The 15,440-nt window shown below is 42.9% G+C and carries 11 protein-coding genes; 9 read left to right on the forward strand and 2 right to left on the reverse strand.

Going from position 1 to position 15,440, the window contains the following annotated elements; translation table 11 throughout:
- Positions 1-36: 36 nt before the first annotated feature.
- The 5 genes from ODZ53_RS04980 (at position 37) to ODZ53_RS05000 (ending at position 6,954) form a co-directional block, all read left to right on the forward strand.
- Complete coding sequence (locus ODZ53_RS04980; RefSeq protein WP_372676167.1) at positions 37-1,287, forward strand: M48 family metallopeptidase; 1,251 nt, start codon at positions 37-39, stop codon at positions 1,285-1,287.
- 204 nt (positions 1,288-1,491) lie between these two features.
- The gene (locus ODZ53_RS04985) at positions 1,492-2,424 is read left to right on the forward strand and encodes an ankyrin repeat domain-containing protein (protein ID WP_372676168.1); all 933 of its coding nucleotides are present in this window, start codon (positions 1,492-1,494) and stop codon (positions 2,422-2,424) included.
- A 336-nt stretch (positions 2,425-2,760) separates the two neighbouring features.
- On the forward strand, positions 2,761-3,621 hold the full coding sequence (locus ODZ53_RS04990; RefSeq protein WP_372676169.1) for an MBL fold metallo-hydrolase: 861 nt from the start codon (positions 2,761-2,763) through the stop codon (positions 3,619-3,621).
- Between the two features lie 605 nt (positions 3,622-4,226).
- Entirely contained in the window at positions 4,227-4,793 is a 567-nt protein-coding gene (locus ODZ53_RS04995) for an SLOG family protein (protein ID WP_372676170.1), read from the forward strand.
- Positions 4,794-5,391: 598 nt separating this feature from the next.
- Positions 5,392-6,954 carry an FMN-binding glutamate synthase family protein gene (locus ODZ53_RS05000; protein WP_372676171.1) on the forward strand — a complete coding sequence of 521 codons (1,563 nt, stop codon included), beginning with the start codon at positions 5,392-5,394 and terminating at the stop codon, positions 6,952-6,954.
- A gap of 119 nt (positions 6,955-7,073) precedes the next feature.
- On the opposite strand, the gene ODZ53_RS05005 is transcribed toward ODZ53_RS05000, so the two are convergent.
- Both ODZ53_RS05005 and ODZ53_RS05010 read right to left on the reverse strand, forming a co-directional pair.
- Positions 7,074-8,180, reverse strand: coding sequence for a toxic anion resistance protein (locus ODZ53_RS05005; protein ID WP_372676172.1), 1,107 nt, complete (start codon positions 8,178-8,180; stop codon positions 7,074-7,076).
- 26 nt (positions 8,181-8,206) lie between these two features.
- Positions 8,207-8,866 carry a UPF0016 family protein gene (locus ODZ53_RS05010; protein ID WP_253721086.1) on the reverse strand — a complete coding sequence of 220 codons (660 nt, stop codon included), beginning with the start codon at positions 8,864-8,866 and terminating at the stop codon, positions 8,207-8,209.
- 258 nt (positions 8,867-9,124) lie between these two features.
- Here ODZ53_RS05010 and ODZ53_RS05015 point away from each other — a divergent pair, with 258 nt between their 5' ends.
- The 4 genes from ODZ53_RS05015 (at position 9,125) to ppsA (ending at position 14,319) form a co-directional block, all read left to right on the forward strand.
- Complete coding sequence (locus ODZ53_RS05015) at positions 9,125-9,910, forward strand: VWA domain-containing protein (protein ID WP_372676173.1); 786 nt, start codon at positions 9,125-9,127, stop codon at positions 9,908-9,910.
- Positions 9,911-10,169: 259 nt separating this feature from the next.
- A complete protein-coding gene (locus ODZ53_RS05020; RefSeq protein WP_372676174.1) occupies positions 10,170-10,799 on the forward strand; it encodes a DJ-1/PfpI family protein in 630 nt (209 codons plus the stop codon).
- A gap of 547 nt (positions 10,800-11,346) precedes the next feature.
- Complete coding sequence (locus ODZ53_RS05025; protein WP_372676175.1) at positions 11,347-11,484, forward strand: hypothetical protein; 138 nt, start codon at positions 11,347-11,349, stop codon at positions 11,482-11,484.
- Positions 11,485-11,700: 216 nt separating this feature from the next.
- Positions 11,701-14,319 carry a phosphoenolpyruvate synthase gene (gene ppsA / locus ODZ53_RS05030; protein ID WP_372676176.1) on the forward strand — a complete coding sequence of 873 codons (2,619 nt, stop codon included), beginning with the start codon at positions 11,701-11,703 and terminating at the stop codon, positions 14,317-14,319.
- Positions 14,320-15,440 lie beyond the last annotated feature (1,121 nt).

A 15,440-nucleotide genomic window follows, 5' to 3' on the forward strand; every position in this document is an offset into this window, starting at 1 on the left:
TGTGAACGAAACAAGCGCAGAGGGGAGAATGATTAAGTGAAACCTTGTCCTTCTTGTGGAGCACAAATCGAGGCAAACGAAGGATATCCGTTTTGGTGTGAACATTGTGACTGGAATCTAGCCGTCCCATTGAAAGAGCGCCAAGGTAACGCTTGGGAGCGCCTTGAGAGAAAAATGCGTGATACATACGGCCAAGCCTTGTTCAAAGAGCTACAGGGTGGCACCGAGCTCGTAACCAAACAGGGGGTGAGCGAGAGAGTGGCATCTGCGTACTCACTAGTCGTTATCGGATGTTCCGTTGCAGGCTTTCTCTTTTCTTTGTACGGACTTTTCGCCTGGTATCGCAGCCCTTTTATCTTCATAATCTGTCTGCTAATCCTCCTGTTCGCATGGTTGTCACGGCCTCGACCCCATCCGTTTCCGAAAATGGCCATTCTTTTGAATGCGGATGAACACCCAACCACCATGAAGATATTTGAAATCGTGGCGCAAAAGATGGGGGTCAGAAAAGGAATACAGTTCGCGCTCTCTCCTTACTATGAGGCGTACACCACTGAATATGGATGGCGCAGAGCGAGGGTAGTTGTCATCGGTTATCCGCTATTGTTTGCGTGCACATCGGGAGAGTTGACCGCACTGCTTGCCCATGAGCTGGCTCATTGCCGAAACAATGACATTAGGCGGAGCGCTCTGGTATCGCATGCACAGCGTATTCTCCTCAATTGGTGCGATTTGCTTGACCCAATCAAAGACGACGATGATGAATACCATTTTTCTTTCATCGCCACGCTCAGCAGAGGGATCATGCGGCTTCTACTTTGGATTCCCTATCATTTGCTGGCTGTTCTCATTCATCTTTATTGGAATCAGAGTCAACGTGCTGAATATGAGGCGGATCGTATGGCGGCTCAGCTTGCAGGCAGTCAGCATCTTATTTCCCTGTTGCAGATCATCCACATGAACGATGTGGTGGAGCCACTGATCGCGAGACATTCCTTGCAGAAGCAAAGTATGACACTGGGTCAGCACTTGCATGTGGCTTTTTCAAAGCTGCCTGGAAAGGAAAAAATGCGCATAGTTCGCATTCTGGAAAGAAATCAACAAAGCATGGACACGACACACCCTGCGACTCATATGCGGATCGCCATGCTACTTCATAAAGATGCTCCTCCTGCTTTTCAGATATCGGATTGGGAATACAACCAGATATGCCAGGAAATGACCGACCAGCTACAGGAAAAAATGGAGCATCGAATCATAGATGACTATCGCGCCAAGCTCGCTTAATTATCTTTCTTCACTCGAAAACTCTAAACGGACGAAAAGGCCTTGCCTGGGAGCTCTTCTCTCAAGTGGGGCCTTTTCTCTTATAAATGCGCCATCATCAGTAAGAGCAAGCCAAACCAGTGATAAATCCATATTAACGTTGTGGGTCAATCTATAATGGTTATGGTATAATCTACCTGCTATTTTATCGGGAGGGCAGAAAACATGTCAATTAAATTGAAACGAAGTTTACTTTTAGGATCAGTTGTAGTAATTTGCTTATCCATTTGGGTGATTGTTTTACAGAGCATGACTGGGAGTAAGTCGTTATCATCAAATTCAAATTCGAACGCTCAGGACCAAAAAACCGCAGCGGATAAAGCACCTAATCTGAAAAAGGAAAGCCATCCAAACCTTGACGTTCGAAATCAAGACGGAACGCCAAGCTTAAGTAAAGCTAAAGATGAAGTATCTAATCAAGTGGCAAAGTCCGGAAAAGATAAATCTAATCAATCTGAAGTATCGATGAATCTCGATTATGATCAAGTAATTAGACTTACAAAGGGAGATAAGATAGTTGCCATTGCAGATGATCAACTGGTTTCAGAAGAAGCAAGGAAGGCAAGACAAGAAATAGCCGATTCTAGGAAGCAATTTAACGCCTTAATTTTTAATGATCTAGCATTGGAAAATAAAATAGACATGATGAAGTTATATTTGAAAGCTGGAATGGACCCAAATGCATACATAGAAGTGAAGGTAGGAAACAAGAGTCGTCCCATTCATGCCGCAGCTATGAGAGGCCATTTGGAAATGGCTAAACTCCTCCTTGAACATGGAGCAAATCCTAATCTCCTGGATGGAAATTACTCAGCAATCACCTGGGCAATTGAGAATTATAATATGATTGCCGAGTTACTAAAGTATGGTGCTGAGCCTGATTTAAATTATCAGAACTATCGATCACCACTAATGCATGCAGTACAGGATGATAGAGTAGACATCGCGAAGTTGTTATTGGATCATGGAGCAAATCCCAATCTTTCGACTCCTTACCACCCAGATTATCCAAACACTTTTATGACTCCGTTGGAGGAAGCTAGAAGAAGGGCAGATCCAGAAATGATTGCCTTGCTTGAGGCATATGTCCGCAACTAGAACTTGCGATAATTGTAAAGCCTAATTACCCCACGGTAATTAGGCTTTATTGTGCTTATTTCAACTTAGAGTTAGAAATTGAATTTCTCCTAGGATACCCCTCTTAGTTAGGTTTACGTCTGTCTTTCCACTCGTCAACTTCTCTTGGATTCGTGATTCGCATAAACGTGAGACAACTAACATACGGGAATTCTCGGAGTATGTACAAAAACGCCTGGTAACACGGGCGTTTTTGTTTGAGCGAGGGGGAAGTGTTGTGTGATAACATGGAAAATATTACTCTACTATTCTGTAGAGAGAAAATTACATCGGCGTATATGGAAAGGGGAGAAGGAAATGTCCACGATTGAACAGATTACCGAGCATATCTTAATTATGCATGCAAGTCATGACACGGATCGCCCCATCCTAGCAGCCATTACAGGGGCAAGAAAAACTCTCTTGATTGACGCGGGAAATTCACCGGCGCATGCCGCGTTATTTCGTCAGGAGTTGCAAAGGCTAGGCGTTCGTCTTCCAGATCTGCTCATACTGACTCATTGGCACTGGGATCATACATTCGGAATGTCAGAATGGGATCTACCTACCATCGCGCAGACAAAAACCGTACATTCATTGAGCAAGCTGATGGGGCTGAATTGGTCGGATGAAGTCATGGAACAGCTCTGTACGGAGAAGATCATCAATGCCAGCACGATGGCGAACATCAAAAAAGAGTACGGTAAGAACCGGGACTTGATCCGAATAGTCGAGCCGGATATCCTATTCGATGAATCGATTACGATCGACCTTGGTGGCGTGACATGTCAGGTGAACCTTGTCGGAGGGGATCATTCGGAAGATTCGTGCTATGTGTACGTAAAAGAGGATCAAACTCTGTTCTTGGGAGATGCCTTGGGGCCCTCTGTTTATGGCGGACCGCGCAGTTATACAGCCTCCCGTTTTCTGCACGTGTTGAAGCAAGCGTACCAGTCTGAAGCAATCCTTTTCGTGGAATCGCACGGCCGCCCATTGGATCGAGCTGCCTTTCAAAAGGAGCTCAGTGATTGGGAGCAGCTAGCTCTGCTCGCTGAGAAATACGGGCAAAACAGAGAACGGATCGTAACCGAGATGTGTACCTTCCTCCTGGTGTCAGAGCTTCCTCATGAATTTTCAGAAGCTCTCGAATGGTTCATAGTAGGGGCTGCCCACCAATGATTCGATTCATCGGACTTACCGCGGCAACCATTCGGTGATTTTTGCCGTTTAGAACGGTCTATTCAACTAGTACTTTTTATCAGATCGGCTCGTATCCACTTTAAAGCGCACCCCTTACACTAGACATTGGAAACCCCCCCGTGGTTTTACCGATGAACTTTAGGGGGTTCATTTTTATGGCAGATAATAAGGAGGACAATATTCAATGAATGGATCGAGTGACTCAGTATTTATACCTTTTGGTCTAATGAAAGGTGGAGCGAAAGAAATCGATTCTTACAATCCAATCTACTCGGTGTTCCTCCAAAACATATTGATAGGTTTAAAGAATGGTCAGACATTCTTGTCATGTCACCGAAGAGCATCAGCTCACCGAAGAGCATCAGCAAAGAAGATGTAGAAGAAATAATGAAGATAAAGCCAAAAGCTGAGAAAGAATTAGAGGGAAGGGGGCCAGATGGTCCCTTTTATTATTCAATCAGACTCATATATTGCCTCGATCCTACTAATGGAATTAGGTATATCGAGAACAGACAGATCTTGTTATAATTGATATTCAAATTTTAATTTGATGATAAAAAGGATCAGCGACATGAGGTGGTATCATGTTAAAACGGTTATTTGTCTCAGGATACAAGGCTCACGAGCTTGGAATATTTAATGAAAAAAATCCAGGATTAGCAATTATAAAGAAAGCACTGGAGCGGGAGCTCGTAAGATTCCTTGAGGAAGAGTTGGAATGGGTCATCATATCAGGTCAGCTCGGGGTAGAAATGTGGGCAGCCGAAACTGTTCTGGAATTAAAAAAGGAGTATCCACATCTAAAACTGGCGGTAATTACTCCATTTTTGAATCAAGAGGAAAAGTGGAAAGAAGAAACCCAGGATTACTACCGAAATATTGTGACGCAAGCCGATTATATCAATAGTGTCTATCAAACACCTTACCAAGGAGTTTGGCAGCTTGGAGAGAAAGACAAATTTTTGCTATCGAATTCAGATGGTATCTTGTTAGTTTACGATGAAGAAAACGAAGGCTCCCCGAAATTTTTAAGTAAGCTTGCCGCAAAAAAAGCGGAAATTGGCGATTATCAGTTGTTTCGAATTAACGCATATGACTTACAGACCATTGCAGAGGAACAGCAGCAAGAATTATACAATGACTACTTCTAATCAAACAGCGACAAACCTAGGTTATTTTTTTCGCACCGCGCACCGCGCACAGCTCCCAGCGCGTGGTGTTTCACTGCATGACGGCGGTCGGTCGACCACATTAGTCCCAAACTCCTCTCCCATTTAAGACATTAGAGTTTGTACTAGAATTGGCAGATTCCGGATTTCGAAATCAAAAAATACAGAGAAGAGCTATACAGCATTAGTCTGAATATTGAACGGCAGTGTTACTTCGAGGTGACACGGCACCGGTTTTACTTGCTGGCCAAAGCGTTGTCTTCGATCATTCAAATTTTAATCAAATGGATTTCTAGGAGCTTGTCGCATCGCGACAGCTTCTTTTGCATTTTTCGCCGATAGCCTCGCACCGGAGCATCTGTTTGTCTCAGGATGTACTGCTCAACGACGTTTTTTTGAGAATAAACTTGTCTAACTGGCTTATACTACGGGCAGGAAAAAAAGAATACGAGACTGCTGTTAGCCAAACGATGGTAAAACACAAAATTCTTGAAAATCCGGCTACTATCGCTAACCTGCGCATGGATCATTCTTATCTACATGTACGCTACTGCTAACAGTATCGAAGGGGAGACGTATAATGGGAAGTAAATGGATGTCTTTTGACATCGGATCATTTACGGGTACAATGACAGCCATTCTATTTTCAGGAATTTTAGCGTTTATTTATTCCAGGTCGTTGCTGCAATGGATCATTGGCCGGTTCACGAAGCGGCTAATGAATGAACGGTATCCCGAAAACATTTGGGAAATGATAACGGCTTTGACTCGCCTGCCACCAAGAATTTTGATTGAAAATAGCTTGCGAGCTTCAGAAGGGGCAGTCATTGAAAGACCGTTTGGGAGTCCGCGTAAATTTCTTACTTACGACGGACTTATCTTTTCACCGGCACAACTGGCCACGTTAGTCACCCCTGAAGATGTAGATATAGATATGCGGATTACCATCGGACCTCAGGCAAAAAGACCTTTGTCGCTGGAAATACCCATTATGGCAGGAGGAATGGGATATGGGATTGGTGTGTCAGAGAAAACAAAGATAGCGATTGCAAAAGGAACTGCTGCAGTCGGCACATTAACGAATACGGGTGAAGGGGGGTTTTTACCCGAAGAGAGACAAAACGCCAAACATCTAATTATTCAATACCACAGCGGTAAGTGGTCAAAAGAGCCAGAAATTCTCAAACAGGCCGATGCAATCGAAATCCATATCGGGCAAGGGGCTATTGCTGGTGCGGGGAGTTTTATCCCTTCGGAGTATGTTCAGGGAAGAGCCAGAAAAATCATGAAAGTGGAGAATGATGATTATGTCGTGATTCCTTCCAGGCATAAGGATATCAATAAACCGCAAGATCTTCGCAAAGTAGTTGATCATCTGCGCGCCCTTACTGGTGGAATCCCCATTGGAGTTAAAATATGTGCAAGCGCAAAGATTGAAGCCGATTTAGAAGTCGCCATTTTTGCAGGGGTTGATTTTGTGAGCATCGATGGCGGACAGGCAGGATCTAAGGGCGGACCTCCCATCCTGGAGGACGATTTTGGAATTCCCACCATTTATGCCGTTTCACGTGCCGTACATTACTTACAAAAACGCGGTGTGAAGGAAAAAATCACCCTGTTAAGCGGAGGAGGATACTTCACGCCATCTGATTGCTTGAAAGCATTTGCGTTGGGCGTTGATGGTGTCTACATGGGGACGGCACTCCTTTGGGCGATGACGCATGATCAGGTAACAAAAGCAATTCCTTGGGAACCTCCTACTCAACTTGTTTTTTATCCGGGAAGTTTAACTGCTCAATTTGATGAGCAAGAAGCAGCAAAGTATTTAGAGAACTTTCTTACGTCTTTTGTGGAAGAAATGAAAGTCGCGATTCTTGCATTGGGAAAAACATCTATTCATCAAGTTGGCCTTGATGATCTTGCAGCCCTTGATGAATTGACGAGCAAGGTAACAAAAGTTCCGCTTGCCTATGAACCGTATATCCTGACCAAAGAGTTCATGGATTCGCTATTGGTTCCCGTCGAGGATGACACTAATCAATTGAGGTCTGATCCCTCCAAACAGAGTAATCAAAACAAGAAGAAGCAGTTTTTCTTAAAACATAGAAACCGCTTGAAAACAACTAAGACAAGATTGGATTAACGTAGTTGGGAGGATTATTCTATGCTATGCGCTTAACACTGCTTACCTAGCAACGTCAGGTCGCCAAGGAAAGACAAGAGGAAACCAAGCAAAGATCACTTGGTTTCCTCTTTTTTTAGTTACTGTAGAAGTGAGGTTTGCTGATTGCCTGGTGCAGAAAGTTGATTTGCATCTGCCATACCGAGTTTTACTCTCATGTCTGCGTTGAGCTTATCCATCTCTTGGATGAAGTTTTTGCTAGAATCGATAATTCTTCGATTTGAATCTTCGGTAATTTGGATTGCGCTATACACATCATTAAATGCCTGCTGCAGTTTATTGATTGCGATACTTGGTTGCTCCAGCATCGAGGTGATTTCTTGTGTATTCTGTTTTAAGCTTTGAGCATTGGCTACCAGCATATCCTCAATGGCCTGATTGGTATTTTGTACAGCTTCGATTACCTTCTTCTGATTATTCAAGGCCAACTGAATGGCAGCGGACACTGTAACAACATTTTGCGTCATCGTAATCGCGTTAAAGACAGCTTCATCTAACTTTTCGTTATTGTCCGCAATAACATCAACAGAAGCGATGGATTGTTGTAAAATGTTGATCATTTGACTCATATTTTTTACTCTTGTTACGACTTTGACCATTGCTTTTTCAAATTCGGGTTTGCGGAGTTGATTTTCAGGCTTATTGCTTTCAACTTCAAGCATTTCAAGCAACTTGTTACCGAAGTAAATCCGTTTCTCTAATTCATAAATATTTTCACCGGATTTTTTCTTAATGTATTTCAGGTTAATGACATCTTCTTTTAACTTGTCACTGCCATTAAGCAAGGAGGCAATGATGTTATCAATTTGCGTACGAACGGATTCATATTTTCGAATATATTGGGAAATAGGGTTTTTCCCTAAGATTCTGTTGAAGAGATTGCTGATCCCACCGCTTTGAAAGATTTTATTCGGATTCAATTCTTCTGTGCAAGAACGAAGCTTTAAGAGCGTATTGGGAATATCATTGTTTTTCCCTTCCATCAGATCTTTCACAGGTCGTTTTAGAATTTCGAGAGATTCAGCGGCATTTCGTTGGGTGCTTTCGCCCAAATTACCCAGCTGCTCCAAAATTGAATCCATCTGGCTTTGATTATCCGTTTGCAGCTGGCGCACCACATTTTCTGCTTCCGATTGGATCTTGATGATGTCTTCTTGTTTAACTAATTGGATAGCCTGTGTCGTCATTGCTATAACACGCTCCTTAAAGGTGATTAGTAAATTTCTTTGGCATTATATTTTTCGGTGATAAGAGTAAGCTTTCTCTCCAACTCATAGATGTCGTGTTGTTCAATAGATGTAGAGATCACTTTCAGCTTTAGGTTGATGTCACGGAGACCGTCTAATAATTTACGTCTATTCTTCAGCTTGTTTTCAACACTCAGCCTCAAGAAGGGGTTGATGACACTATTCAAGTCTTTCATGACGAGCATTTTAATATCATGCTTCGTTTGCGCACTACCGAGCGTTTCTATGTAGGGGAGGAGAGTATCGATCTTAGAACAAAGGTTTATTGTCTTTTCGGATATTTCATCATCGAGGTTGCGCTTTTCATTTTCGTTAATCACAATTTCCTTAATAACTTGTAGATACTCTCGTATTTCTGATGAATAGGTAGATTCCAGTTCCTTTTTCGTTTGTTCACTCCCCGTTTCAGTAGAAGTAATTCTCTGGTCCGGTTCTGGTACCGTAATCCCACTGAATCGCTGCTCTTTCTTTTCACCTAAGACAAACCCTATGGCTGCTGTTAGCAACGGTATGGCTAACATGATAAAAGTCGGAAGTATTGTGGATGCAAGTAAAGCTAAGAAGTATCCCGTTATAGCACCAAGGAATGCATATCTTTTTCTGTATCTAACTCTTTTTTTCATCATTTATCCTCTCTTTCTTACTTGTTTGTCGGAAACCTTGTACCCCATATATAACATGACAAAAAAATATGTAAAGATGTCTATTTCGACTTTCGACAAAAAATTCTCAAATAAGAGAGCCATTAATAGGGGAGGAACGATGGGTTCGGTTCCCTATATATACTTGATTTTAGCATTTTATGGTACAATTTGTTTAATAGATTCTACATATTTCTATGAATCAACCAAAAGTGTGTACATAATTAAAAGGAAGTGATCTTGGTGTCTATTGATTTGAAAAAGAAAGCAGAAGAGAACTTTATTAGTCTGAAGAAAAAGGCTGATGAAGCCATTACTAAAGTCGGGTTGAATGGTCAAACAGCTCGGGTCGCACTAGCTATTGATATTTCTGGTTCGATGCATGCTCTATACAAAAATGGAGTAGTCCAACGAGCTGTTGAGCGTTTGCTTGCGCTTGGTGTGAAGTTTGATGATAATCGCTCGATTGACATCTTTCTGTTTGGCAAAAATGATTACGAAGTAGGAGAACTGTCTGAAAGGGATTTCTTCAACTACGTAAATGATCACATTGTCAAGAAATATCAGCTTGAGGGTTATACAAATTACGCGGGGGTAATGAAACGCATTACGAAAAAGTATTACCCGCAAGCTTTTGAGGGTTCCTCCGGTGGAGGGTTCTTCGGAAAGCTATTTGGTGGGCAAAAGTTTTCAATTGACCAGAATGCGTATAAAGCGCATTACCAGAACAGTGAACCAGTATACGTTTACTTTCTTACAGATGGGGATAATGGCGATAAGGATGAGACGGAATTAGTCATTCGGGAAGCATCTAAATTGGGCATTTTTTGGCAATTCGTTGGGATCGGAAATGAAAAATTTCAATTTTTGAATAAGCTCGATAACCTTCAGGGACGATTTATCGATAACGCAAACTTCTTTACTTGCACCGATCTTGATCGGATCTCAGACGAGGAGTTGTTCAAACGTTCTCTTGCCGAGTTCCCATCATATCTCACGAAAGCTCGTTCCAAAGGCTTAATTAAATAGGAACAAATCGAAACCAGCTCAAATTTATATTTGGCTGGTTTTTTTGTTCATGCTTGTATGCCTTTCATGTGATGCGAAACCAGACAACAAAACTTCACATAATAGCCACATCAATAGCTCTTGTGAGTCATTCTACCTTCCTAGGCCGCTCTATATAATGTGGGCATAGAAATTGTTTTTCAATTGCATTTGCAGATGATGGTTTGCCGCAAATCCATGCCAAAGCATGAACGATGATAGGAGGGGTATTTATGCAACCTTGGAAGATCGTATCTTGTTGTTTGACGACGTTGAAGTGCTTGACTTTGCGGGTCCGTTTGAAGTGTTTTCCGTGACGGCGCTGAATCGCGGTCAAACGAATGAATGTAAGCCTTTCCAAGTAACCACGATTACGGAATCAGGTCATTTTATCACAGCGAGAAACGGTTTAAAGGTAATACCCGACTATAGCATACATACCGCTCCTTCGTATGATTTGCTAGTTATTCCGGGAGGAGCAGGAACCAGGCGAGAGATCCACAACAAAGTATTGCTCGATTGGATCCGTATGCACTCTGAAGAGGTTCAATGGATGACATCCGTTTGTACAGGTGCTTTGCTACTGGCCGAGGCCGGATTGCTTGATTGTAAACGGGCGACAACGCATTGGGCAAGCCTGGATAGCATGAGAAGCGAATACCCCAAAGTAACTGTCGTCGAAGGTGTCAAATTTGTCGATGAGGATCGGATCGTCACTTCCGGAGGCATTTCTGCGGGCATCCATATGGCCTTTCATATGGTAAGTCGATTGCTCGGAACGAAAGTAGCAGCAGATACGGCAAAATTCATGGAATACGATATTCGCTTTGACGAGCATGGAGCTAGTCCTTTCATCCAAAAAGCTGAATGAAGGTAGGAATGCAAATGAAAAGCAAGATTACGTTTGCGCTGACCTCGTTTTCATGCGAATTTGAAAGACGCTCTGGTTACCAGTCAAATTCTGCTCACTTCGCCAGGTTTGAAAATTGATCAGACATTTGGAATATCTCGCCAAGCTGGTATATCCCGATGCATATGAAAAATAAATGGCATCAGGCACACGGACATGAAAGACAAGCGGATGTCCGTGTGCCTGAAATGCTGCTTCCACGTAACCCATTACAATTCAGAGCGCCAGTGGACAAATAAAAGATGACCCTGATGAAAAAAGGGTCATCTCCTGGCAGCTTACCTCCGCGATGTTTTGTTGAAACTGTCCACAATCCGGGCCAGTGTTCAGCGCAGCCGAACGGTAACAAAAAAATAAATTGAACACGAATTGACACTATGATATAATCGATAGCGTCATTAACAAATTAAATATGTATTATAGTAAATATTATCCCTAATTTAATTTTACATCTTGAACTTTGATTTGTCAATGCTCTTTTTTATCCCCAAAAAACGGAAAAAGGAGTGTGTTCAAGGCAGATGGAAGCGAAGGATTGACGGGAGGAACAGGAGCGGCTGGAACAGGTCCGGAACAAGCTGATGGCGAGAATAGCCGAACTGGAGCACGGCCACAAGCTGCTGACGTAGCAATGGAAAAAGTATGAACCGTCTGCCCCCGCCTCCTTATTTCGGACGCTTCGACTTTAAGGAGGATGGTCTGGACTTCAGCGAGCTTTAAAAAAACATCGCTCATAACGACACTTTCAACTGTTGCATCATCCCGTACAATCGTCGTGATAATCCCTCCATCGTTACAGCATCACTGGCCAATTATCGCACTGGTAAGCTCTTGTCAAATGAATGGTTAGGGGAGATATTGAATGAGTACTTTCGTTCTCGGCTTTCAGGAAATGGAAAAAACGCAGCTTTTACTCGTTGGCGCAAAAGGGTTGAATTTAGGGGAATTATCAAAAATTGAAGGAATACAAGTACCCGAGGGATATTGTGTTACAACCGTGGGGTATCAAAAAGCCATCGAACAAAACGAAGCATATCATACTTTATTGGATCGCCTAACCATGCTAAAAGTAGATGATCGAGACCAAATTGGAGAAATCAGCAGGAAGATCCGGCAGATCATTTTGGAAGTAGAAATCCCTTCCGATGTAGTAGAAGCTGTTACTCGCTATCTCTCCCGGTTTGGCGAGGAACATGCGTATGCTGTGCGCTCCAGCGCGACTGCTGAGGATTTGCCGCATGCCTCTTTTGCCGGTCAACAAGACACCTATTTAAACATCATCGGCATCGATGCCATCTTGCACCATATCAGCAAATGTTGGGCTTCCTTATTTACGGATCGCGCGGTCATCTACCGCATGCAAAATGGATTTGACCACAGTCAAGTATATTTATCCGTTATTGTTCAAAGGATGGTCTTCCCACAGGCTTCAGGGATTTTATTTACCGCTCATCCAATGACAGGAAACCGAAAGCTGCTTTCAATCGATGCCAGTTTTGGACTCGGAGAAGCGTTGGTCTCCGGCTTGGTTTCTGCTGATGTTTATCATGTGCGGAATGAGCAAATCGTCGACAAGAGGATTGCAGCCAAGAAAATAGCAATCTATGGACGGCAAGAAGGCGGGACAGAGACCCGGCAGCTCAATCCTGAACAGCAAAAGACGCAAGCCCTAACAGATCAACAAATTTTACAACTGGAACGCATCGGAAGACGGATTGAAGAACATTTTGGCTGCCCCCAAGACATCGAATGGTGCTTGGCTGATGATACCTTTTATATTGTCCAGAGCCGGCCGATCACCACGTTATATCCCATTCCTGAAGCGAATGACCAAGAGAATCACGTGTATGTGTCTGTCGGCCATCAGCAAATGATGACGGATCCTTTTAAACCGCTTGGGATATCCGTTTGGGTGTTAACAGGTGCCAGCCCCATGTTTAAAACAGCTGGCGGAAGGCTGTTTGTGGATATCACGAAGGGCTTGGCTTCGACAACTGGCAGGCAAAATCTATTGGGTGTTTTAGGACACTCCGATCCACTCATAAAAGACGCGCTTATTACCATCATAGAGCGGGGGGATTTTATAAAGTTGGACCCGAATGACCAGAGCGAACCGGGCCCCATAAAAAGCCATATAGGTATGTCGGCTGCGGATATTCTGGCAGAAGCAGGAAACGATCCGGCAATTGTTGCTAATTTGATTAAGAGCAGTGAGACATCGCTATCAGCGTTAAAACAGAACCTCCAAACGAAATCAGGATTGGATGTATTTGCTTGTATCCTGGAAGATATGAAGCAACGGAGGCAGCGTGCGTCAGATCTGAAAAATTTGAATGTGATTATGGCCGCAATGCATGCTTCTGCATGGATCAATGAAAAAATGAATGACTGGTTAGGTGAAAAAAACGTAGCAGACACACTTTCCCTATCTGTACCTAACAACGTCACTTCTGAAATGGGGATGGAGCTACTGGATGTTGCAGATGTAATTCGTCCCTATCCGGAAATAATTGAGTATCTACAACAGGTAATGGATGATAATTTTTTGGATGAACTGGTTCAATTCGAAGGTGGGCAGCAGGTACGTGATGCTATTGCTGCTTATCTCGACAAATATGGAATGCGATGTGCCGGGGAGATCGATATTACAAGAACACGCTGGAGTGAAAAACCAAGTATACTGGTACCTATGATTCTCAGTAACATCAAAAACCTTGAGCCTGGTGCTAGCAAACGAAAATTTGAGCAAGGGCGACAGGAAGCTTTGAAAAAAGAACAGGACTTATTAGCCCGATTGAAACAATTACCGGGTGGTGAACAAAAAGCCGAAGAGACAAAACAAATAATTGACCTGATCCGGAATTTCCTCGGTTATCGTGAGTATCCGAAATACGACATTGTTAGTCGCTACTTCATTTATAAACAGGCTTTACTAAAGGAAGCGGAACAACTCGTACAAGCCAACGTTCTTTATGAAAAAGAAGATATTTACTATCTCGCTTTTGAAGAACTTCAGGAAGTTGTTCGCACAAATAAATTAGACTACCAGATCATCAGCAATCGGAAGGCTGAGTATAAATCATATGAAAAACTAACCCCACCGCGTGTGATCACGTCTGATGGCGAAATAATTACGGGTCAGTATAAACGGGAAAATATCCCCGCCGCAGCCATTGTAGGCCTCGCTGTCTCTTCGGGCGTTGTAGAGGGGCGGGCACGTGTGATCCTGAATATGGTAGAGGCTGATCTGGAAGATGGCGATATTCTAGTCACCGCCTTTACCGACCCTAGCTGGACTCCATTGTTTTTATCCATAAAAGGCTTGGTTACGGAGGTGGGCGGACTGATGACCCATGGAGCCGTTATCGCACGTGAATATGGCTTGCCAGCCGTTGTGGGAGTGGAGAATGCGACCAAAAGGATAAAAGATGGCCAACGAATTCGGGTGCATGGAACAGAAGGGTATATCGAATTATTGTAATGGAATATGCACTCATGCAGGAGGCGTCATAATTGTGAAGCAAAACAGGTATAATCATGAGCATTTTTACTCGACTTATGAAAAATGCCTCGTTCAGTGAAAGATCTTGAAGGTGTAAGGGAGTGGCATGGGATTTTGGCCAAAATTGTCGGAAAGTCCGCAGGGGTCTAGATGCCATGTTGAACAAGCACGCTGGTTAGAAAATGCAACGAAACATTTGTTCGACAGCAGGTACAGAAATGGATTGGACCAATTCCAAGGTAATAGACTTGTTGAATCAAAAACATTTGATACAGTTGGTTCTTACGTATGAGCGAGTGAAAAGAGTTGCCGATTCCAGGAGGTAAAAAAGTGGGCTTGGATCAGAATCGGCCATTATTTTCTTGAACGTTCAATTAATTGAATACGACAGTTCAATCTCCAACTAAGACTAGGCTGCCGATCAATGTCGGCAGCCTAGCTCTGTCTCTGGCCTTTGACGTAAACAATCCGACAGGAAAAATATAGTACTGTTATTTAACATATTTATCCATCTATTTTGCCCCTGGTGACAGCGACGCTGGTACTTCCCCTGTTTACGTGTACATGCGTTGGCAACCAAATATGGACTTAAGATGATGCGGGATCGCGCTAACAATATGTCCTGGAACCTAAACGACGAACGAAAAGATGGAGAAACGAGGGTCACGATTTTAAAGGAGACAATGTAAATGTCAACATTCCGTAAAGCGACCCGATCTTTGAAGTGGATGCGGAGGCGAGCAGCGGCGAAGAGGCGACTTTTCTTAGCGAACGGTGGATGCCTGATTTGATTCTAGTGGATATTCAAAAAGCTACATTTGGAAAGCAGAGTTCAACTTGCATGTTATGCCTTTGAGCAAAGCTGGATGAGTAGGTAGTAAGAGAGCAAAAATAAAAGTGCACGACGAATATGTATTTTCAGTTCATGAAATGGCTGTTTTATGAACTGAAATTGAAAAACGACAAATTGTTCCTTACTTTTGATTCAATCCATTCGATATGTATATTATATGCATATAATCGGAGCTGCTTGAGAAATAAGCATAATTAAACATGTTTTCAATCGAGTTAACTTTATTATATAGCACTAGCTGGAATAC

This window comes from Brevibacillus sp. BD137 (genome assembly GCF_041644655.1).
GTDB classification, from domain to species: domain Bacteria; phylum Bacillota; class Bacilli; order Brevibacillales; family Brevibacillaceae; genus Brevibacillus; species Brevibacillus brevis_D.